Annotated in this window: 18 protein-coding genes; 6 read left to right on the forward strand and 12 right to left on the reverse strand. The window is 63.2% G+C overall.

What is annotated here, in order from left to right:
- Positions 1–43 precede the first annotated feature (43 nt).
- The 4 genes from BLU35_RS28450 to BLU35_RS28465 all read right to left on the reverse strand — a co-directional run bounded on the left by BLU35_RS28450 (position 44) and on the right by BLU35_RS28465 (position 4,285).
- Complete coding sequence (locus BLU35_RS28450) at positions 44–1,582, reverse strand: tripartite tricarboxylate transporter permease (protein ID WP_093235492.1); 1,539 nt, start codon at positions 1,580–1,582, stop codon at positions 44–46.
- A gap of 34 nt (positions 1,583–1,616) precedes the next feature.
- Entirely contained in the window at positions 1,617–2,117 is a 501-nt protein-coding gene (locus tag BLU35_RS28455; protein WP_093235494.1) for a tripartite tricarboxylate transporter TctB family protein, read from the reverse strand.
- Positions 2,118–2,178: 61 nt separating this feature from the next.
- Complete coding sequence (locus BLU35_RS28460; RefSeq protein WP_093235495.1) at positions 2,179–3,165, reverse strand: Bug family tripartite tricarboxylate transporter substrate binding protein; 987 nt, start codon at positions 3,163–3,165, stop codon at positions 2,179–2,181.
- Positions 3,166–3,241: 76 nt separating this feature from the next.
- Positions 3,242–4,285, reverse strand: a complete 1,044-nt coding sequence (locus tag BLU35_RS28465) for a 4-hydroxythreonine-4-phosphate dehydrogenase PdxA (RefSeq protein WP_093235496.1) — start codon at positions 4,283–4,285, stop codon at positions 3,242–3,244.
- A 202-nt stretch (positions 4,286–4,487) separates the two neighbouring features.
- Between BLU35_RS28465 and BLU35_RS28470 the strand changes: the two genes are divergently transcribed.
- The 3 genes from BLU35_RS28470 (at position 4,488) to BLU35_RS28480 (ending at position 11,039) form a co-directional block, all read left to right on the forward strand.
- Positions 4,488–5,174: a GntR family transcriptional regulator gene (locus BLU35_RS28470; protein ID WP_093235497.1), complete on the forward strand. Its 687-nt coding sequence runs from the start codon at positions 4,488–4,490 to the stop codon at positions 5,172–5,174.
- A 232-nt stretch (positions 5,175–5,406) separates the two neighbouring features.
- Positions 5,407–9,048: a FecR domain-containing protein gene (locus BLU35_RS28475; protein ID WP_093235498.1), complete on the forward strand. Its 3,642-nt coding sequence runs from the start codon at positions 5,407–5,409 to the stop codon at positions 9,046–9,048.
- Positions 9,049–9,095: 47 nt separating this feature from the next.
- Positions 9,096–11,039 carry a CHASE2 domain-containing protein gene (locus BLU35_RS28480; protein WP_093235526.1) on the forward strand — a complete coding sequence of 648 codons (1,944 nt, stop codon included), beginning with the start codon at positions 9,096–9,098 and terminating at the stop codon, positions 11,037–11,039.
- Positions 11,040–11,063: 24 nt separating this feature from the next.
- Here the strand turns inward: BLU35_RS28480 and BLU35_RS28485 are convergent, their stop codons facing one another.
- The 6 genes from BLU35_RS28485 to BLU35_RS28510 form a co-directional block, all read right to left on the reverse strand.
- Positions 11,064–11,780, reverse strand: a complete 717-nt coding sequence (locus BLU35_RS28485) for an ABC transporter ATP-binding protein (protein ID WP_058323239.1) — start codon at positions 11,778–11,780, stop codon at positions 11,064–11,066.
- Positions 11,761–12,525, reverse strand: a complete 765-nt coding sequence (locus tag BLU35_RS28490) for an ABC transporter ATP-binding protein (protein WP_093235500.1) — start codon at positions 12,523–12,525, stop codon at positions 11,761–11,763. The genes BLU35_RS28485 and BLU35_RS28490 overlap by 20 nt, the downstream gene beginning before the upstream one ends.
- The gene (locus tag BLU35_RS28495) at positions 12,525–13,529 is read right to left on the reverse strand and encodes a branched-chain amino acid ABC transporter permease (RefSeq protein WP_502688185.1); all 1,005 of its coding nucleotides are present in this window, start codon (positions 13,527–13,529) and stop codon (positions 12,525–12,527) included. The genes BLU35_RS28490 and BLU35_RS28495 overlap by 1 nt, the downstream gene beginning before the upstream one ends.
- Positions 13,526–14,392, reverse strand: coding sequence for a branched-chain amino acid ABC transporter permease (locus tag BLU35_RS28500; RefSeq protein WP_057251667.1), 867 nt, complete (start codon positions 14,390–14,392; stop codon positions 13,526–13,528). The genes BLU35_RS28495 and BLU35_RS28500 overlap by 4 nt, the downstream gene beginning before the upstream one ends.
- Before the next feature lie 184 nt (positions 14,393–14,576).
- On the reverse strand, positions 14,577–15,749 hold the full coding sequence (locus tag BLU35_RS28505) for an ABC transporter substrate-binding protein (RefSeq protein WP_093235501.1): 1,173 nt from the start codon (positions 15,747–15,749) through the stop codon (positions 14,577–14,579).
- Between the two features lie 366 nt (positions 15,750–16,115).
- Complete coding sequence (locus BLU35_RS28510; protein WP_093235502.1) at positions 16,116–17,426, reverse strand: aspartate aminotransferase family protein; 1,311 nt, start codon at positions 17,424–17,426, stop codon at positions 16,116–16,118.
- Positions 17,427–17,523: 97 nt separating this feature from the next.
- Here BLU35_RS28510 and BLU35_RS28515 point away from each other — a divergent pair, with 97 nt between their 5' ends.
- Positions 17,524–18,372, forward strand: a complete 849-nt coding sequence (locus BLU35_RS28515; protein WP_093235504.1) for a LysR family transcriptional regulator — start codon at positions 17,524–17,526, stop codon at positions 18,370–18,372.
- A gap of 18 nt (positions 18,373–18,390) precedes the next feature.
- On the opposite strand, the gene pdxR is transcribed toward BLU35_RS28515, so the two are convergent.
- Positions 18,391–19,824 carry a MocR-like pyridoxine biosynthesis transcription factor PdxR gene (pdxR, locus tag BLU35_RS28520; RefSeq protein ID WP_093235505.1) on the reverse strand — a complete coding sequence of 478 codons (1,434 nt, stop codon included), beginning with the start codon at positions 19,822–19,824 and terminating at the stop codon, positions 18,391–18,393.
- A gap of 79 nt (positions 19,825–19,903) precedes the next feature.
- On the opposite strand from pdxR, the gene BLU35_RS28525 reads away from it, so the two are divergent.
- A complete protein-coding gene (locus BLU35_RS28525) occupies positions 19,904–20,635 on the forward strand; it encodes a pyridoxamine 5'-phosphate oxidase family protein (protein WP_093235507.1) in 732 nt (243 codons plus the stop codon).
- Between the two features lie 38 nt (positions 20,636–20,673).
- Here the strand turns inward: BLU35_RS28525 and BLU35_RS28530 are convergent, their stop codons facing one another.
- Positions 20,674–20,874, reverse strand: a complete 201-nt coding sequence (locus tag BLU35_RS28530) for a substrate-binding domain-containing protein (RefSeq protein ID WP_502688186.1) — start codon at positions 20,872–20,874, stop codon at positions 20,674–20,676.
- Positions 20,875–20,958: 84 nt separating this feature from the next.
- Between BLU35_RS28530 and BLU35_RS28535 the strand changes: the two genes are divergently transcribed.
- Positions 20,959–21,600 carry an ATP-binding cassette domain-containing protein gene (locus BLU35_RS28535; protein WP_502688187.1) on the forward strand — a complete coding sequence of 214 codons (642 nt, stop codon included), beginning with the start codon at positions 20,959–20,961 and terminating at the stop codon, positions 21,598–21,600.
- The last annotated feature ends 1 nt before the right edge of the window (position 21,601 follow it).

The raw sequence follows: 21,601 nt of genomic DNA on the forward strand, positions 1-21,601 counted from the left end.
ACCTTCCTCGTCGTTTCTGGATGTTGGGGGTGCGGCGGCTCCGTCAAGCCGCCGCGCTGCCGTCACCATGCGGGGCATCCGCATCATGCTTGCGCTTGCGGACCAGGCCGATCAGTCCGAAGACAAGCGGCGACAGCAGGAGTGCAAGAGCGAGCGCCATCAGAGAGGAAACCAGCGGGTTCGACCAGAAGATATTGAGGCTGCCGCCTGAAAGCAGCATGGACTGGCGGAAGGCGTCCTCGGCTTTGTCGCCAAGCACCATGGCGAGAACCAACGGCGCCAGCGGGTACTCGAGCTTCTTGAAGACATAGCCGAGCACGCCGAAGCCGATGACCAGGAAGATGTCGGAGACCGAGTTTGCCACCTGGTAGGCGCCGGAGAAGATCACGGCGACGATAATCGGGCCGATGATCGCAAACGGCACGCGCAGGATCGAGGCGTAGAGCGGCACGGTGGCGATCACCAGGAACACGGCGACGACGTTGCCGAGATACATCGAGGCAATCAGGCCCCAGACGAAATCCGGGCGCTCGGTAAAGAGCATCGGGCCGGGCGTCAGACCCCAGATCATAAGGCCACCCATCATGACGGCGGCCGTCGCCGAGCCGGGGACGCCAAGCGCCAGCATCGGCAGCAGCGCCGAGGTACCGGCGGAGTGGTCGGCGGTTTCGGGTGCCACGACACCACGCGGATCGCCCTTGCCGAACTTCGACTTGTCGCGCGCCGAGCGGCGGGCGACGCCGTAGCTCATGAAGGAGGCCGCCGTCGGGCCGGCAGGCGTGATGCCCATCCAGATGCCGATGATCGTCGAACGCAGGATCGTGAACCAGTAGCGTGGGATCTCGATCAGCGTGCGGCCGATCTCGACGAGCTTGACGCGCGCCTTGATGCCCTCGAAGCGCAAGCCTTCTTCCGTGGTCAGCAAGAGTTCGCCGATGCCGAAGAGGCCCATGACGGCGATCAGGAAGCTGACGCCCTTGATCAGGGTCGGGATATCGAAGGTAAGCCGCAGGTCACCGGAGATCGTGTCCATGCCGACGGAGGCAAGCGCAAAGCCGAGCATCATCGAGACGAGCGTCTTGAACGGCGATTGCGCACCCATGGAAATGAAGCTGGCGAAGGCCAGGAAATAGACCGCGAAATATTCCGGCGACGAGAAGCGCAGCGCAAAGTTTGCGACCCAGCCGGAGAGCAGCGTGATCATGACGACGCCGGCGAGCGCGCCGATACCGGCAGACACGAAGGCGAGCGTCAGTGCGCGGCTTGCCTGGCCGGCTTTCGCCATCGGATAGCCGTCGAAGGTCGTCGCCACCGATGAAGGTTCGCCGGGAATGTTGAAAAGGATCGATGTGGTCGACCCGCCGAAGAGTGCGCCCCAGTACATGCAGGAGAGCAGGATGATGGCGGAGATCGGATCCATCGAGAAGGTCAGCGGCAAAAGCAGCGACACGCCGTTCGGCGCGCCAAGGCCCGGCAACACACCGACAAGAATACCGAGCGTGACGCCGACCATCATCAGCAGGATATGGTTCCAGCTGAGGATGTGGCCGAAGCCATCGATCAGAAGACCGATATTTTCCATGTCATTCCTCCCGGGAAAGGGTGGGCGGTCGGGATCAGTAGATCCCGAACCAGGCCTCGACCGGTCCCTTGAGCAGGGGAACCTTGAAGCCGATCTCGAATACGATGAAGAAGAACAGCGAAACGGCGATGCCGGACGGCAACGCGATCCACCATTTGTAGCGCCCCTGGAAGAGCATCGTGCTGGCGATGTAGAGCGCCGTGCCGACATAGAGGCCGAGCCAGGCGGAAACGCAGGCAAAGGCGATCAGCGGCAAGAGGAACGACGAGACCACCTTGGCGCGGTGACCGTCGATGAAGATCTCACCCGTGCCGCGATGCTTGACGAAAGCGTGGATCGCGTTCACGGCGCTTCCGAGAAGGATCAGAAGGCCGACATAGAAGGGAAAATAACCGGCTTCCGGCCCGAATTCGCTCCATCCCGCACCGATATCGATGGACCCATAGCAGACCGCCGCGCCAAAGGCGCCGGTCAGCGCAGCAACGCCAAGCTCAACCGCGAAGCGGGAGACCCCATTCGCACCGTTCTCGCTCATGATCGTGACCTTTCAAAGCGGATGACGGGTACCCGAAGGCACCCGCCTCAATGTCTCGCCCTTAGTTGGCGAGCCAACCTTCGCGCTTCAGCACTTCGCCGACAGCAGCACCATCCATTTCGATGGCGGCCTTGAAGTCGTCGCCGGCGATGTAGGACGGAGACTGCGAGGTGTCGGCGAGGTACTTCGCCCATTCCGGCGTTTCCGAAACCTTGCGCATCAGGTCCGCATAGAACTCGACCACATCCTGGTCAACGCCGGCCGGTAGCCAGACGGTGCGCGGCATCGAGTAGTTGTCGATGGCGATGCCCGATTCCTTGCAGGTCGGAATATCGCTCCAGCCCTTGTCACCGGCGACCTTGGCGTCGTTCGAAAGCTTGACGCTCTTGAAGACGCAGAGCGGCTTGACCATGCCGGCCTGCCACTGGCCGAGGTTTTCGCTCGGGTTGTTGACGTTGGCGTCGAGGTGTTCGCCGGCAAGCTGGACGGCGGCTTCACCGCCGCTCTTGAACGGGATGTAGTTGATCGTAGCACCAGTCGCCTCGTTTATCATCGAGGTGAGGATCTGGTCGACGTCCTTGGACTGACTGCCGCCGATCTTCAGGCCGCCTTCCTTCGCCTTGGCCGCAAAGTCAGCCGCCGTGTTGTAGGTGGCCTTACCGTTGACCCAGAGAACGAATTCATCGGAAGCAAGCGCGGCGACCGGGGTCAGGTCTTCAGCCTTGTACGGCACCTTGGCGCGAACCGGCAGCAGGTAGGCATTGTTCGTGCCGAAAGCGAGTTTGAAAGCGTCGCCCTTGTTGGTCGCCGTGTAGACGAAACCTTCGGCGCCGCCGGCGCTGCCCTTGTTGGTAACGACGACCGGAGCCTTCATCAGCTCGTACTTGCCGATGATCGCCTGGATCGTGCGGGCGAAGATGTCGGTGCCGCCACCGGGACCTGCCGTGACGACGAATTCAACCGGGCGATCGGGTTCGAAGGCTGCGGCCGGAGCAGCAACGCCGAAGACGGCTGCCATGATGCATGCGATGGAGACGGTATTCTTCAAGTCGGGTCCTCCCGTTTTTGTGGCTCTGTGGCGCAAGACCTCCTCTTGCGCCGTTATTGCGTGAAAGCGTGCGAAATCAGGCGGCGGCCTTGAGCGCGGCCTTTTTCTTTGCCATGCGCACAGCGAGCAGCAGCGCTTCGCGGCTGGCGCCGACGTCGGCAATGCCCTTGCCGGCGATGTCATAGGCCGTGCCGTGGGCCGGCGTGCAGAGCGCGAAAGGCAGACCGCCCATCATGGTCACGCCCTTGTCGAAGCCCATCAGCTTCATGGCGATCTGGCCCTGGTCGTGATACATCGTGAGGACGGCGTTGTAGCCTTCCTTGAGAGCGCGACCGAAAACGGTATCGGCCGGGAACGGCCCCTCGACGTTGAAGCCGAGTGCTTTCGCCTTTTCGACCGCCGGTTCGATGATGTCGATCTCTTCCATGCCGAAGCTGCCGCCGTCGCCGGCGTGCGGGTTGAGACCGGCAACCGCGATCTTCGCCTCTTCATAACCCGCCTCCTTGAGGCAGGCCCGGGTCAGTTCCAGTTCGGCGATGATACCGTCGACCGAGAGGTTGTCAGCCACGTCCTTGAGTGGAATGTGCGAGGTGACGCGCGCGTTCCAGACCTTCTCGAGGACGTTGAACTCGCGAACCTTGCCGGTGAAGCCGAGAACATCGGCAACGAAACGGATTTCGTCGTCATAGCCCGGATAGGCGAAGCGCATGGCCTTCTTGTTGAACGGCGTGAAGCAGACGGCGTCGGCCTTGCCCGCATGCGCCAGTTCGAGCGCGGTGCGGAAGTTGCGGGTCGCAAAAGTGCCGCCGGCGAGCGTCGCCTCGCCACGAACCACGTCAGCCGGATCGAGGTGTGCGAGATCGACGAAAACGTGCCGCGACGTGCCTGATTTGTCGAGGTCTTCGAGGCTCGACGGCTTGAGGTCGAGCGTCACGCCTGCAGCCTTTGCGCCCTCATCCAGAATCCGGCGATCGCCGATGGTGATGATGTGCGCGGCTTCGCGGATATCGGAAAGCGCCAACAGCTTGGCCGTGAGCTCGGGGCTGATGCCCGCCGGGTCGCCCATCGCGAGCGCAATGACAGGACGCGCGCCGTTACCGGCAACACCGTTGGTCGTCATGAGAGATGTCCTCCGCTTCATACTTCGATCGCTGTCATACGTTATTCAAAATTTTGCATCAAGTCTTTTGTATTCTGTATGCAGCATTTTCTGTTGACGATCAGAGAGCCCATCTCCATGCTTTAATGAGACAGCGCTGATTCAATTGGCGCGAACGGGAACAGACGGCGGACGTCCAGTCGCCAGGCGCAGAAGCAGAACAATGAACGAAATCACATCTCTGGAGAGACGGCCGGATGGCGGTCCTGCTCCGATCAGGCGCACGGCCCTGCACGACACGCTGGTCAGCCACCTGCGCGACATGATCATCGAGGGCGATCTATCGCCCGGCACCCGCCTGCACGAAGGTCAGCTCGGCGAACAGCTCGGCGTGTCCCGCACGCCGCTACGCGAAGCCATCAAGTATCTGGCAAGCGAAGGGCTGGTGGAGCTCGTTCCGAGCCGCGGCGCCGTCGTCAAGCGCTTCAGCGCCAAGGACGTGCATGATATGTTGACGGTCCTGCAGACGCTGGAAGAGCTCGCCGGCAAGCTCGCCTGCGAGGCGGCCAGCGATGCCGGCATTGCCGAAGTGCGTGCGCTCCACGACGAGATGGTCCAGCGCTATAAGGCCGGCGACCGGCTGCAGTATTACAAGCTCAACCAGCAGATCCATTCGGCGATCGTTCAGCTCGCAGCAAACGCCGCCTTGGCCGATATGCACGCGGTGCTGCAGACGCGGCTGAAGCGCATTCGTTTCATCGGCCACGAGGGGCCGGAAAAATGGGCCGCGGCCGTTGCCGAGCATGAAGAGATGATCGTCGCGCTCGAAGCGCGTGACAAGGCAAAGCTGTCCGAGGTTCTTGGCCGTCACCTGATGAATGCTTGGGAGCGCGTGAAGGGTTCTGTTTGATTTTTCCGGGGCGGGCAGGAATCGCTCGCCACGCGCGGCAATTCGAAGGGCGCCCGATGGGCGCCCTTCGTTATTCAGCGCCCGGATGTTGCAGCAACGCGATTGGCCTTGCGGAAGCTGTTTCCCGAATAAGACACATTGCTTGGAAAACAACTTAGAATATTCGAACACTATTGACTTTGACCTGGTCGAAATTCACTGAATCCACGGTGGGGTGGAGACGGGAACCAAGATGGGGCGGCAAAGACTTCGGGTACTGCTTGCTACGGCAGCTGTACTCTGTCCAAGCATAGTATTCGCGGAACCGGTTCAGCGAACGCCGCCTGTTGCCGGATCGGTGATCGCTCGCAAGTCTGGCGAGGAAGTTCGCTTCGTCGACGTCTCCAATTGGCGCTTCGTTGATCTCGCCCAGGATTTGCTGTCCGGTGACGTGCTGCGCACCAACGCAACCGGCGCGCTTGCGGTCCTCTTTTCCGACCACACGCAGATCCGGCTCGGCCGCAACACGGCACTGCGCGTCAAGCGCATGGGCGCAAGCGGCGACACCAATCTCGAGCTGCAGTCGGGCACGATCTGGGCACGTGCGGAGCGCGGCGGCCAGGGCCTCACAATCGACACGCCGGCGGCAACAGCCGCCATTCGCGGCACCGACTGGACGCTGTCGGTTGCCGGTGACACGACCTCGCTGACCGTTCTTGAAGGCGTGGTCGAACTGAGCAACGAACTCGGCAGCGTCACGGTTGCCCAAGGCGAAGGCGCGGTCGCGGCGATCGGCAAGGCGCCGTCCAAGGTGGTGGTCGTCAATCCGAAGGATCGCGAGCAGATGCTTTTCCATCTGTCGCTGCGCGATTCCTTCGTCTGGATGCCGGCGACGCCGCTTCGCGTGCCCGACATGCGTGGGGAACGCGAACGCATCGAGGGAAAGCGCCCCGAGTCGCGCTCGGTCGAAGACTGGCTGACGCTCTCTGAAATCTACCTGACACTCGACGGCCGCCAGAAGGCCCAGGCAGCTCTGGCCGAGGCGCGCCGCGGACGGCTCGGCGCAACACAGCAGGCGCGCGCCGATCTCATCGATGCCCTGATCGCCGGCTCGGAAAAGCGTTATGACGATGCGGCAAAGCTTTTTGCACGCTCGGCCCGCGGACTTGATGCCAAGCGGCGTTCCATCGCTGCCTATGGTGGCTATTTCGCCCGGGCGCTTGCCAATCCGGATCGGGTCGAGGCACCGCCGCAGGGTACGACCGGTGCCTATAGCGCGATGGCCAAGGCCTGGACCAACGGTTTCCGCGACGATATCCGCGCCGCCATCGAAACGCTCAAGCAGGCCGAGCGCCAATATCCCGACGATCCTACCCTGCCGGCCGCCCGTGCGCGCTTTGCGCTGCTGCTCGACGACCGGGAACAGGTCCGCGATGGCATTGAGAAGGCGCTTGCCATCGACCCTGCGGATCCGACTGCGCTCGAAGCCCGCTCCGACTACCGCTACCATTACGAAAACGACCTTGATGGTGCGCTGGCAGACCTGGAGGCTGGGCTGAAGACGGCTCCGGGCTCCTCTTCTCTCTGGAACTCGCTTGGCCTGGTTCAGGGACAAAGGGGCGACAACCGCGCGGCAGAAATGGCCTTCAAGCAGGCGATCGCGCTTGATCCCAGCGACCCAGTCTCCCACGCCAATCTCTCGATCCTCTATCTCGACGAAAATCGGATGAAGGAAGCGAAGGCTGAGATCGACGCGGCCCTGGCTGCCGACCCGTCCTTCGACATCACTCTGGTCGCCCGCGGGCGCTACCACATGCAGACGGGCGAACTGGACAAGGCCCTGAACGACCTGCTCGCCGGCTCGACCGCCAATCCCGCCTACTCCAACGCCCAATTGCTGCTGGCGGGCGCGTATTACGAAAAGGGCGACCGCATCCCCGCCGCGCAAGCGCTCGACAATGCCGATCGACTCGATCCGAACGATCCGGTCATTGCGCAGATGCGCACCGCCATTGCGATCGACGAATATGATTCCGACGCGGCGATCCGATATGCCCAGGAATTGATGCGCCGAACCCGGGCGCGCGGCGGCGAAAGTGCAGCCCTCGGCGCCAACCAGGACGCCGGCTCGACGCTCAACGACGCCTTTCGTCTGCAGGGGCTGAACGTCTGGGGGCAATATTACGGCGATGTGGTCTTCGATCCGTTCACGGGATCGAGCTATGTCGACCAGGCGATCCACGGCAGCGTCAATCCGCTGTTCAACGACTATGATTTCGACGGCAGCCCGGTCGTCAACACCGCCAACCCGCAGAGCTTCTCCGCCTTCTTCCAGGGTCTGCTGATCGAACCGCATATGCTGGCAAGCCGCGAACGCACGGCCAATATCGTCCAGCGGCCATTCTTTGAAGCAGCACTTGGCGGCGGCATCATTGCCGACAACGATCACACCGGCTGGATCGGCGAGGCGGAACTACGCGGGCTCACTTTCTCGCCCTTCCCGATCAGCGTCTACGGCAACCTCCATTGGGAGGAGCCGCGCGATACCATCGACTTCGGGCAGGGTCTGGCGATCGAGCGTGAAACGCGCCTGCTCGGCGGCAACGGCTATCTGACCGCCTCGCCGACACCGGACGACCGGATCGTCGCCTATGCCAATTACGGCAAGTTCGATGACGACAAGAGTGTCCTCGACTATCCGACCACGAGCCTCGACAACCTCCTCGATGACAAGGCCGATAGACTTTTGTCCGGCGTCGCCTGGAGCCACACCTTCGGCTACCGCAACATCGCCAATGCCGCCCTTTTCTTTTCTGATCGGGATGTCGTGGAAAACGAGAAGGTCAGCGCCTCCCGCGTCGGGCTTCCGGACCTTGCCACGAGCCGCAGCGAGGAGAAGCAGAGAACCTACATTGCCGCCGTCAACCACCTCTACGGAGACGGCGACTTCACCTGGCGCTACGGGATCGAAGGCGGCGTCGTTCGCTCCAGCAGTTCGTTCGATATCTTCGATCCTTTTGCGATGCGGGTCGGCAGCAGCAACATCCCATTCATCGGATCCGGCTCGACATCTGCAACACAGACCATCGCCAAGGCCTATGTCGATACGATCTACGAAATCACGCCGGACCTGAAGGCAGAAGGCGCGCTGTTTGCCCGCTACATCGAGGATGCCAACGACGGCAATATCCGGCTCGAACCGAAGCTCGGCATCGCCTGGGCGCCCGCGGAGGGTCATTGGTTGAGGGCCGCCGCCATGCGCGATGGCTTGAACTTGGATGTCGCCACCCTCGCTCCGATCGGCATCGTCGCCCTGCAGCCCAACCAACTTCGCTTCGGTGCAGAAGGTTACGCCGACACTCTGGCATTCCGCTGGGACGCGGAGTGGAACAACTGGCTTTTCACCGCGCTCGACTACCAGCACCAGGAGGTGCGCGAACTGTCGCTCAATGTCCCGCTGTCCCCCATCAATCTGGACTACGCCAAAGTGGGGCTGGACCGGATCGCGGCGACCGCGAACTTTGCAATCGGCCACGGTTTCGGCCTTTCCCTGGCGGCCGCCCACACGGAGGCCGACGTCAGGGAAAACACCGTCAATCAGTTGGACGAGCTATTGTTCGTACCCGATAACACCGGCCAGGTAGCGCTGACCTGGGTCAATACCGCAAACGTGAGGGCAACGATCGCCGCAAATTACATCGGCTCACGGCCGGCCGGCGGGGTGACGCTCGATGACTTCTGGACGCTCGACGCATCGCTGCAATGGGAGCCCTTCGACAAGCAGATCGAAGTCGATCTGGCCGCCTTCAATCTGCTTGACGAGGACTTCGAGCTCAGAAGCGGTCTCCCCGGTTGGGGACCGACGTTCAAGGGCACGGTCAAGGTGCGGTTCTGATCAAGGAGCACGTCGTCGTGCAGGCATCGGGCGGCCGATACGGAGAGTTGGACACCCGCCGCCTCGCGCTGCGGCGGCTGAAGCTTCTAGGGCTTGCCGCCTTCGTCAGCATCGCGCTTTCGCTTGCGACCTTGTCCAATGCCTGGCTGCTCAACGAATTGCGCAGTTTCGACTATCTGTCGACTATCGGCACACCGCCACTGCCCGAAAACAGCCCCGTCGTCGTCGCCATCGACGAACCCTCGATGGCCGAGATCGGCCGGCAGTGGCCGTGGCCACGCGCGCTGCACGCCCGTCTCATCGAAGCGCTGCGCAAGGCCGGCGCCCGCGCGATCGGCATGGACGTCATTTTCGCCGAGCCGTCGGCCGATCCGGTGAACGATGACGCGCTGGAGAGCGCGCTTGGTGCCGACGTCGTCCTCGCCGGCGACCAGACGCTGGTGGAGGCGCCGCAGGCCGACCAGTTCGTGCGCACCGAGCCCCTTGCCCGCTTCACCGCCAAGGGAGCAAGAACCGGGATTGCCTCGGTCAACCTTGGTGGCGACGGCACGCTACGCTCCATCCCGGACTATCCCGACGGCTTTGCCGCCGTTCTGGCCGGGATCGCCGGCACGCGGACGCAACCTCCCCCGACCGATGCCCTCATCCAGGTCTTCGGACCGGCGCGAACCTATCCGACCGTCTCCTATTACCAGGCGCTCGATCCCACCAATTTCCTGCCGGAAGGTACCTTTCGCGATCGGGTGGTCCTCGTCGGGCTCAGCTTGCAGAACGCTCCGTCGATTGCCGATGGCGGTGCGGACGCATTTGCGACGTCCGATACCGTCCATTCGAACAAGCTCGTTTCCGGCGTCGAGATGCAGGCGACGATCTACGACAACCTTGCGCACGAACTCTACATCCAGCGCGCTCCACGGCCCGTTGTGATCGCGGCGATCGCGTTTGCGGCGATCCTGGCCGCCTTCGCGGTGCTTAGAACAACGGGGTGGCGCACGCTCGGATACACCATCGTCGCGCTGAGCCTTATTGTGCTGGCAAGTTATGTGACCATGCGCCTCGGCCATGTGTTCCTCTCGCCGCTCGGTCCGGGGCTCGCCTTCTTGAGCGTGGCCGCCGGCCAGGCAGGGCTTGACTATGCCGACGAGCGCCGACGGCGCCATGAAATCACCCGCGCCTTTCAGCAGTACTTGTCCCCCGCCCTTGTCGAACGACTGGCGAAAGACCCGTCGCATCTGAAGCTCGGCGGCGAACGACGCACGCTTTCGATCCTCTTCTGCGACATCCGCGGCTTCACCACCATCGCTGAGGAGATGAAGGACGATCCTGAGCGGTTGACGACACTCGTCAACCGCCTGCTGACGCCGCTGTCGGATGCGGTGCTGAAACAGGGCGGAACCATCGACAAATATATCGGCGACTGCCTCATGGCCTTCTGGAATGCGCCGCTTGACGACCCCGACCATGCGGTTCACGCGGTGCGCGCAGCGCTCGACATGCTTGCGGCGCTCGCGCGGGTCAACGAGGAATTGGAGGCTGAGGCGCAGCGGGAGCGGCGGCCCGCGCAAACGCTGCGGATCGGCATCGGCATCAACACCGGCGAGTGCGTCGTCGGCAACATGGGTTCGCACCAGCGCTTCGACTATTCCGCCCTCGGCGATGCGGTCAATCTCGCCTCGCGTCTCGAAGGGGTGTCCAAGGACTATGGCATTTCCCTGCTCCTCGGTGAGGAGACCGCGCGTCTCGTGGAAAAAACCTTCCCTATCGCCGAACTGGATCGGATTACCGTCAAGGGACGCAGCACCGTATCGCCCGTCTTCACCGTCACTGTCGGCGCTAAGAAGGAAGCGCTTGAGCGGCACCGGTCCTTCGTGCAAGCCAAGTATGATGGCGCGCTTCTGGTGGATGATGCGGTCTTCGACCAACTGAAGAATGCCCTGCCGCCGCTCGCACGCTACTACGAGCGCGAGCGCAGCCGTCTCGTTGTCCGTTAACGACCGAAGTGAGCCGTTTCCGGTTCAGTGGAGGCCGCCCACTCCCAGCAGCCGCTCGACGGCATCGTGGTCTCTGGCGAGCGCTTCCGGCGTTCCACTCCAGGCGATGCGCCCGCGCTCGAGCACGATCACCTGATCGGCAAAGTCGAGGGCGCTCTGGATGCGTTGTTCGACCAGCAGGATGGTCATGTCGCCGGTCTTCGCCAGTTCGGCAAAGGCCTTCATCAGTTCCTCGCAGATGACGGGTGCCAGCCCCTCCAGCGGCTCATCGAGAAGCAGGATCGAGGGCCGCCCGAGGATCGAGCGCGCCGTCGACAGCATCTGTTGCTCGCCGCCGGAAAGCTGGCTGCCGAGGTTTCTTCGCCGCTCGTGAAGCCGCGGAAACATGTCGTAGGCTTCCTGGATGGCGCTCTTCGGACGGTTCTTGAGCCCGACGAACAGGTTCTCCTCGACGGTCAGCGTCGGGAAGACGCAGCGCGCCTGCGGCACGAAACCAAGACCCTGCATGGCGCGCGAGGCGCTCGGCAGCGCGGTCACATCGGTACCGCCCATGCGGATGCGTCCGTCATAGCGCCGCGTCTGGCCGGCAAGGGTCGCAAGCAGGGTCGTCTTGCCCATGCCATTGCGGCCAAGAACGGCAAGGCGGGCGCCCGCCGGAACGGCAAAGGACACGCCTTCGAGCACGCGCGTCGGGCCGTAGCCCGCGGACAGGTTTTCCACCTCAAGCGGCGTGGCTGGCATTGGCATAGCTCCCCAGATAGGCTTCCCGGACGCGCGGGTCCTTGGTGACCTCCGACGGCGAACCGTCGAAGATGATCGCGCCCGCAGCCAGAACAATCACGCGCTTGGCAAAGCGGAAGACGAGATCCATGTCGTGCTCGATCATCAGCACGGCGAGGTCGGCTGGCAGATCGGCCAGGGCCTGCTCGATGCGGCCGGTGTCACTCTGCGGCACGCCGGCGGCGGGCTCATCGAGCAGCAACACCCTCGGTTTCAGCGCCAGGGCGACGGCGATCTCCAGCAGTCGCTGCTGGCCATAGGCGATCTCGCTCACCTTGCGGTGCATCAGTTCCTTGAGGCCGAGCTTGCCGAGAAGTTCCTGAACCTCGGCCATGACATCGGACATGCCGAGAAAATTGCCGAAGAGACGACCGGAGCGGCCGCTCCGCTGAAGCACGGCAAGCGCAACATGCTCGGCCGGCGTCATGTCGGCAAAAAGCCGCGTCACCTGGAACGAGCGCACAAGCCCGCGCCGAACGCGGCCAATCGCGTCGACGCCGGTCACGGGCTCGCCGGCGATGCGCACTTCGCCTGAGTCAGGCCGAAGGTTGCCGGTAACGAGATTGACGAACGTCGTCTTGCCGGCACCGTTCGGGCCGATCAGCGCCACCCGGTCTCCCGGCGCCATACTGAGGCTGACATCGTTGGTGACCGCAAGGCCACCGAAGGCGCGCTTCAAATTGCGGACTTCGAAGATCGGCTGCATCACTTGGCCTCCCGGCGGCGGGCAATGAAGGCGGCCGCGGTGCCGTAGAGGCCCTTCGGCGCGAACAAGACGACGGCGATCAGCAGCGCACCCACCATCGTCAGCCAATGGAAGGGGTTGGCGGCCGAGACCACATCCTCGAAGAACATGAAGACGACCGTGCCCGTCAGCGCGCCGAAGAGGGAGCCGGTGCCGCCGAGCACCAGCATGACAAGGCTCTCGGCCGACATCGTAAAGGAGAGGCTGTCGAGGCCGACGACCTGGGTTGAGATCGCGTTCAGCGCCCCGCCGACGCCGGCAACGGCACCGGATATCACGTACATTTTCGTCAGCGCGATCTTCGGCGACGCGCCCATGGAGCGGATGCGGACTGGATCTTCCTTGATGCCACGACACAGCATGCCGAAGGGCGAACGCACGATCAGCCGCAACAGCACGAAGACGATGGCGAGCAACACGACGCCGAAGACGTAGGCCGTGCGGCCCCAGAGGTCGAACTCATAGAGTCCGAGGAGCGCAGTCGGCGCGATCCCGGAAAGGCCGTCGCTACCGCCGGTCCAGGACGATGCCTTGTTGGCGAACTCGTGGAAAAGGTGGATGAGCGCGATCGACAAAACCAATTGCGGAAGACCGTGGGCGCGCAGGATCACGACGCCGCAGATAAGCCCCGCAACCGCACCGGCCACGATGCCGAACGCCAGCATGGCAAGCGGATCGTTGATGCCGTAATGCGCCGAGGCAATGCCCGCTGCATAGGCGCCGGCGCCGAAGAGGGCAGCGTGCCCGAGTGTCGCGACGCCGCAATAGCCGGTGACGAGATCCAGCGACAGCACCAGAAGTGCCGCGGCGATGATCCGGGTCAGAAGCGCCAGATTGTTGGGAAAGAGGAAATAGCCGATCACCGCGACCAGCAGGATGATCGCCAGGCCGATGACGTCTCCACCGCCGAAACGCCGGCGCGCTGGGGATGCCGAAATCATGTCGTTCGTCGTCGTCATGGTCATCCCTTGGCCCTCCCGGCGAGCCCGCGCGGAAAGACGCAGATGATCGCGATCACGGCCAGATAGAAGAAGAACTCGCCGAATTCCGGCATGAGATAGCGGCCGGTCGTATCAATCGCGCCGAGCAGCAGGCAGGCGACGAGCGCACCCGGGATCGACCCTGCACCGCCGACGGAGACGACGACGAGGAAAGTCACCATGTAGCGCAGCGCATAATAGGGCTCGACCGGAAGCAACTCGGCGCCGACGACGCCGCCGAAGGCGGCGAGCCCGACGGCAACCGCAAAGCTCACGGCATAGACGATCTCCGTGCGCACCCCGAGGGCGGCAGCCATCGCTGCATTGTCGACCGAGGCACGCAGCTTCACGCCAAAGGCGGTCTTTTCGATCGCGTACCAGAGGCCGGCGGCAACCGCGAGGCCGCAGACGATTGCGAAGATACGGTGCGTGGCGATCGCTCGGAAACCGAGATCCACCGATCCCTGCAATTCGCTCGGCAATGGCACCGTCTTCAACGTCGGGCCGAAGACGTAGTTGGCGATTCCGATGATGCAGAAGGTGATGCCGATGGTCATCAGCACCTGGGTCAGTTCCGGCGCGCCATAGATGCGCCGGTAGAGCAGTCGTTCGATGGGCACGGCAATGACGATGGTGCCGAAGATCGCAAGCAGCACGGCAAAGCCATAGGCAAGGCCAAGATCGCGCGCCGCATAGGAGGCGATGTAGCCACCGATCATGGCAAAGGCGCCGTGCGCAAGATTGACCACGCGCATCAGGCCCATGGTCACCGAAAGGCCGATGGAGATGACGAAGAGCACCATGCCATAGGCAAGGGCATCGATCGCAATGCTGAGGACGGTTTGCATGGGGCTATCCGTGCCCTTTCTTCCAGTTTTTGCTGCGCCGGATTCGGGGCGCATTATATGCGCGGAGCGCTACTCCTGCGCCAGCACTGTGACGTCGCGTGGCGGGCACATGGCTTCGTTCATGGGCGCCGCCGATCAGCGCATCATCGGTGTCGGCGGGCGCTGTGCGCCCGCCCCAACCTGCCTACTTCAGCGCAGCGAGACCGGGGTCGCCCTGCTTCTCGAAGGTCTGGATTTCCTTGTTGTAATAGGTGCCGTCATCAGCCTTGGCGACTTCGCGCAGGTAGATGTTTTGCGTGATGTGGCGTGATTCCGGATCGATCGTCACGGGGCCGCGCGGGCTTGTCCAGGAGAGACCCTTTACGGCCTCCACTGCCTTGGCCGCATCCTGCTCGCCACCGGTCGCCTCGATCATCTTGTAGATGACGTGCATGCCGTCATAGGCACCGACCGAAGGGAACGAGAGTTCGGCCGGGTTGCCGATCGCCTTGCCGGCTGCTTCGACGAAGGCCTTGTTCTCAGGCGAGTCATGCGAAACCGCGTAGTGGAAGGTCGTCTGGATGCCGAGCGCCGCTTCGCCGAGTGCCGGCAGGTCGGATTCCTGCGTCAGGTCGCCGGGGGCGAAGAACTTGATGCCGCCGTCCTTCAGGCCGTTCTCCTTGAAGGCCTTGACGAAACCGAGCGTCGTCGGACCGGACGGCAGGAAGGCGAACACGCCCTCGGCGCCCGAATCCTTGATGCGCTGCATGATCGGCGAGAAATCATTGGTCGCGAGCGGCATGCGGATCGCCTCGACCACCTGACCGCCGGCCGCTTCGAAACCCGCCTTGAAGGCGTTCTCGGCATCGACGCCCGGGCCGTAGTCACTGACGACGGAGATCACCTTGGAAACGCCTGCGTCCTTGGCAACCTTGGCGATCGGCGTCGAGGTCTGCCAGGTCGTGAACGAGGTGCGAACCACAAGCGGGCTCTTGGTGACGATCGCCGAGGTTGCCGCATTCATGATGACGAGCGGCACATTCGCCTGGGTGAGCAGCGGCGTTACCGCCATCGCATCCGGGGTGAAGTAGAAGCCGGCGAGATATTGCACGCCTTCCTTGACCACCAGTTCCTGTGCCAGCGCCTTCGCCTGGGCCGGATCGGCCTGCGGCACGTCGCGATAGATGATCTCGATATCGTCGTCGCCGACCTTGCTGCCGTGCAGCGCCATATAGGCATCGATGCCGGCCTTGAAGTTCTTGCCCTGAAGCGCGAACGGACCGGAGAATGGCCCGACAACACCGATCTTGATCGTGTCGGCATAGGCCGCGCCGCTCATTGCCAAAGCCGCGATCGCAGCCAGAATCATCCGTTTCATGTTTCCTCCCTGCGACGCCGATCGCTCCCGAACCCGCATCGTCCTCACAAACCCCGTTGATTTGATAGGCGTCAACTTGCCATGCCAAACGGTGATGTAAAAATGAAATATGGGGCCAAAATCATAATCGGAGAGTTATGTTTCCTGCGAGATCGAGGCCAGCCGCCAGGCGCGTATTTAATGGCGATGCGCGCCACGTCGACGAAAACAGAATGACGACGCCGCCCCTATCGGCTGCAAGGTCGCGTCCATGATGGCTTTGGCGCTATGCTTCAACCTGCCAACGGGACAGGCCAACCCGCATCAGGTTTCCGATGCGGGTTGGCGGTATCTTGGGATGAAACGAAAATCTGCACGCGAGCGCGTTCAGCCGGCACGCATGGCCGCGTCGATAGAAGCCGACAGGATCTCCAGTCCGAGATCGATCTCTCCGTCCGAAACGGTCAGTGGCGGAGCGATGCGAAAGACGCCGCCCATCCCGGGAAGCTTGACGATGTTCATGCTGAGACCGCGCCGCATCGCCTCCTCCATGACCCTGGCACCCAGCTCGAAGCCCGGAGCCTTCGTCTGCCGATCAGCGACAACTTCGAGCCCAAGGAGAAGGCCACGGCCCCTGATATCGCCGACGCATTCGAACCTTTGTTGAAGCGACAGGAGACCCCTGCGCAGTCGCTCGCCGCGCGCGATCGCCTGTTCGACCAAGCCATCACGTTCGACCACGTCGAGCACCGTGACGCCGACCGCCGCGGGCAGCGGATCCGAGACATGAGTGGTGTAGAAGAGGAAGCCCCTCTCATGGGCCTTTTGCTCGATCTCCGCCGTCGTCATGACGGCGGCAAGCGGCAGCCCGGCGCCCAATGTCTTCGACAAGGTGAGAATGTCGGGCGTCACGCCGTCACGCTGGAAGGCGAACATATGCCCGGTCCGGCCGATGCCCGTCTGGGCCTCATCGAGGATCAGCAGCATGCCCCGTTCCTCGCACTTGCGCTTGAGCGCGGCTAGGTAGCCCGGCGGAAGTTCGAGGATGCCTCCGCTCGAAAGGATCGGTTCTGCGATGAACGCCGCGAGGCTGCCCGTCGACTGCCGGTCGATCAACGAGAAGGCATCGTCGAGTTCGGTCTGCCAATCATTGCTCCCATCGGGGTGGGTGAACCGCGGCCGGTAGGCGTTCGGCGCCGGGATCACGAACGAGCCGGCGGCGGCAGGACCGTATCCCTTTCGGCCGGCGCTGTAGGTCGCCGAGGCGGCGGCCCCCGTCATTCCGTGCCAGCTCTGCGCGAAGGCGACGACCTCGTGGCCGCCGGTCACCAGCTTCGCCATGCGAATGGCCGCCTCGTTCGACTCAGCGCCCGTTGTCAGAAGCTGAACCCGGTCGAGCCCCGGCGCAAGCGCGGCAAGGCGCGTGGCGAGCTCGACGACAGGCCTCGACAGCATGCCGCTGAAGAGATGGGCAACCGTCCGCATTTGCCGGTCGACGGTCGCAACGATGTCAGGGTGGGTGTGGCCGAGAACACCGCTCATCTGTCCGGAGGTGAAATCCAGAACGGCGCGACCGTCCGCATCATAGACGAAGCTTCCCTCCGCGCGCTCCACGATGATCGCCTCGAAACCGGGCCCATAGCGCGTGAGGTGTTTGTTGGCGGAGGCCCAGAAGGCAGGGTCGGAGTTCAGCGACATCAGATTGCTCCTCGTTGGCTTTTCTCAATGGCTAGCGGGCATTTCTGCCTCAGGCAAATTGATAGTATTCCGCTCCGATATTGGATATTTTGATATCATGAGAAATCTCGATCTTGCCTTGCTTCGAAATTTCGCCGTCATCGCGCGGGCGGGCTCAATCAGCCTTGCCTCCCTTCAGGTCGGGCGAACGCAATCGACGCTCAGCATGCAGATGCAGCGTCTGGAGGACTTTCTCGAACAGGCGCTCTTCCATCGCACCGGATCCGGCGTACGGCTGACCGCGGCCGGTGAAAAGCTGCTGGCCCATGCCGAACATCTTCTCGCCGGGCACGATGAGATCCTGGCGGAGATGGAAGGCAAGGGCCTTAAAGGCTCCGTGACCCTGGGTTGCCCGGAAGATTATTCAATCGCCTTTCTCCCAGGGATCATCGAGCGCTTTCTCGATCAGCACCCGGAGGTCGAATTGCGCATGGTCTGCGCACCGACCACGGAACTGCGCCCAATGTTGCTGCGGCGGCAAATCGATCTGGCGCTCGTTTCAATTGCCGATGTTTCAAACGGCGAGGCCATTCGCACCGAAGACTTCGTGTGGGTCGGCAAGGCTGCAGAACCGGAGATCCTCGACCGTGTCTCCCTGCCCTTAGCCTTGTCAGCCCCGACGACGCTCGACTACCGGGCAGCCTGCGACGCGATGGAGGCGGTCAATCGTCGGTACCGCGTCGCCTTTGCGAGCAACAGCCTTGCCGGTCTCATCGCATTTGCCCGATCCGGCCATGCGATCAGTGTTCTAACGAGAACCGCTGTCCCCTCCGACCTGCACGTCATTTCGGCCGGATTGCCGAAGCTCCCGACGATCGGCATTGCGCTCGAATTTGCCGAACTTCGCCCGTCATCCGCGGTGAAGGCACTCGCGGACCACGTAAGAGCCGTGTTGCCCACCATTTGAAGGTGTCGCGTGGGGCGGTCACCACCGAGAGCCCTCGGCCAGCTTGAGCGCGGTGGTTCCCAGGCGCGTGGCTGCCGCCCGCAGCGCACCGGTTTCATATCCTGAGAACCCGAGGATGAGGCCTTCGGCGTCGCGTCGCTCCATGAAGGTTTCGGACAGAAGCACCGCGTCGATTTTCGCTTCCGCCCGGATCAATTGCGACAGGCCCGGCGCGAGCCCGTCGCGCGGCCGGACGATCATGTGAAGGCCCTGTTCCGGGACATCCAGGCACAGTGTCCCCCTTGATGTGGCGCTGACAATTTCAGCCAGTTGATCGCGGGCGACGCGATAGCGCCTCTGGCTCTTGCGCAAATGGGACGCGACCGATCCATCCGCCAGGAGATCGGCCACGGCGTTCTGCAGGAAAACCGGCATGAACCGGTCGAAGGCGGCGCGCCGCTTGAGGACCCGCTCCAATGCTTCTGGAGGCAGCACCACGTAACCCAGCCGCAACCCCGGAAACAGCGTCTTGGCGAAGGTTCCGAGATAGACGACACGGTCCGGCGCAAGCCCCGCCAGCGCCGTCAGTGGTGGACCCGAATAGCGGAACTCGCTGTCGTAGTCGTCCTCGAAGATCCAGGCGCCGGCCGCCTCCGCCCATTCGATCAGCGCCACACGTCGGGCCATCGCCATTTTCACGCCGGTCGGAAACTGGTGCGAAGGGGTGACATAGGCAGCCCTGGCGCCAGGGTTTCGTGCAAGACCCGCTGCAACATCGATCCCTGCCCCGTCGACCGGCACCGGCACAGGCCGCACACCTGCTGCCATGAGTGTCGAGCGCGACACGCCATAGCCGGGCTCCTCGACCCAAGCCCAATCTCCCGGCGCAAGCAGCGCATCCACGCACAGCCTCAGCCCGTGCTGGGTGCCGCTGACGATCACCACACAGCCTGGATCGCAACGGATGCCTCGGTTGACGGCCAGGAAATCTGCGATCTGTCGGCGCAAATGCAAGCTGCCGCGCGGGTCGCCATAGGCAAGGTCGTCGACGCTCGCCTCCGCGATATGGCGCCGGGTGGCCGCAGCCAGCCGTGCAAGAAAAGCCGGCTCCACATGGGTCTGGCCGAGAGCGAAGGGCGGCCGGCCGCCAAAGGCCAGCGGGATATCCGGCGCCGCGGCAATGGATGGCGGTGTCGGCAGGCTGGACGAGACATAGGTGCCCGAGCCGTGGCGGGCCTCGATCAGCCCGTCGCTCGCAAGATGCTCATAGGCCGCAACGATCATATTGCGGCCTATGCCAAGTTGGGCGGAAAGCTCGCGGCTCGACGGCAGACGGGAGCCGGGCGCCAGCAAACCGTCGACGATGGCGGCACGCAATCCACTGTGGACCCGAAGCGCCTGATTGCGGATCGAGCGATCGAGTTCGATCGGTGGGAAGGCCGATCCCTGTCTTGGAAGAGAAGTGGTTGGCATGAAGATTACAAAAGTGGACCTATTTCGAACCAGTCTGCTCATGCGAACCTTCAGGATGCAAGCCTGAAAGGAACCAGCCGTGACCGAACATTCCACGCCCGCCTATCCCGTCGATACGGTCAACCGCGTCAAGCGCCGCCATGATCGTGGTTTCTACGACCACGAGACGGTGCACAGGCTGCTCGACGCGGCGGCACTCGCCCACGTCGCCTATGTCGTCGACGGCCAACCCTTCTGCACGCCGACGCTCTTCTGGCGTGAAGGGCGGCACCTCTACTGGCACGGCAGCAGCGTCAGCCGCATGCTGCGCAACCTGTCGGCGGGCGAGCCGGCCTGCCTGACCGTCACACACCTCGACAGCCTCGTGCTTGCTCGCTCCGGCTTCAACCATTCGGCCGATTACCGCTCGGTCATGGCTTTCGGAACCGCCCGTCTGGTCGAGGACCAGGAGGAGAAACTGCGTGCCCTGACGATGATGGTGGACCGGCTCTTTCCGGACCGCACCGCGACGCTGCGCCCGAGCACTGCTCAAGAGATCAAGGCGACCGCTGTCATCGTCATGGAAATCGAACGGGCCTCAGCAAAGATCAGGACCAAGGGTATCGCCGACGATGAGGAGGACTACGATCTGCCTGTTTATGCGGAGCGCCTTCCCGTGCACACCGTTCTGGGCGCACCCGAACCCTGCTCGCGCTTGCCGCACGGCGTCTTGCGGCCCGAGACGCTTTCTCCCTATCGATTGGGTCGCCCGCTGGAAGAGGCGCTAACGGAAGCCTACATCGCCGCCTATGCCAACGAAGCAGACGACTAACGACGCTCTGTCCTTGTTTCCCGAAAGTGTTGCGCGCTCTATCGCTTTTCCTGCGCGGCCCGGGCGGGCCAACCGGAGGTGGTTTCGCGCACCACCAAAGGCCCGTCGACCTTTATGGTCATCGGACGCATGTGTTTTCCGTGGATCGCCATGTCGATCAGGATCTCGGCGGCCCTCTGTCCCATCTCGTAGTTCGGCAGCACCAGCGTCGAGAGCGGCGGATGGGTGTAGCGCGCCAGTTCCTGGTCGTCGTAGCCCATGACCGAAAGATCGGCGGGCACACAAAGCCCCTTCTCCTGCCCGACATGAGCATCCGCGAGAACATGACGCTGGCTCTGCTGCCGAAGCTCAAGAAGGCAGGCATCGTCGACCGCGCGCGGCAAGACGAGATCGTCAGCCGCTATATCCGCGTGCTCGGCGTCAAGTGCGCCTCCCCCGATCAGCCGATCAAGGAGCTTTCCGGCGGCAACCAGCAAAGGGTACTGCTCGCCCGCTGGCTCGCGACCGACCCACGGGTGCTGGTCGTCGACGAACCGACGCGCGGCATCGATATCGGCGCCAAGTCGGAAATCCTGAAACTCTTGCGCAGTCTCGCTGACGAGGGGTTGAGCGTACTGATGATCTCCTCCGAACTCGAGGAACTTCTCGCCGCCGCCGACCGGGTGACGGTGCTCAGCGACGGTTTGTATGTCCGTGGCGACCTTGCCGCGCAAGGATTTGAGCGAGACGGCGCTGCTTGCCGCCATGGCCCAGGCCAAGCTGATGGCACGGCACTGGAGTGCCTAGACCAGCTGATCCGCACAGCTCGGCACCGACGAGAACCTGTTCGACAACGTGGCTCGACTGCCTCCGCCCAGCTTGCCCCGGCCCAGGAAGGAGCGAAGGGTTTGGACGTCCCGATCGCCGGGACGGTTGACTATCGCGCGTCCAGCCTTTCTGAATGCCTCTCGTCAAAGTGGAAATGAC

This window comes from Sinorhizobium sp. NFACC03 (assembly GCF_900103435.1).
Lineage (GTDB): Bacteria > Pseudomonadota > Alphaproteobacteria > Rhizobiales > Rhizobiaceae > Ensifer.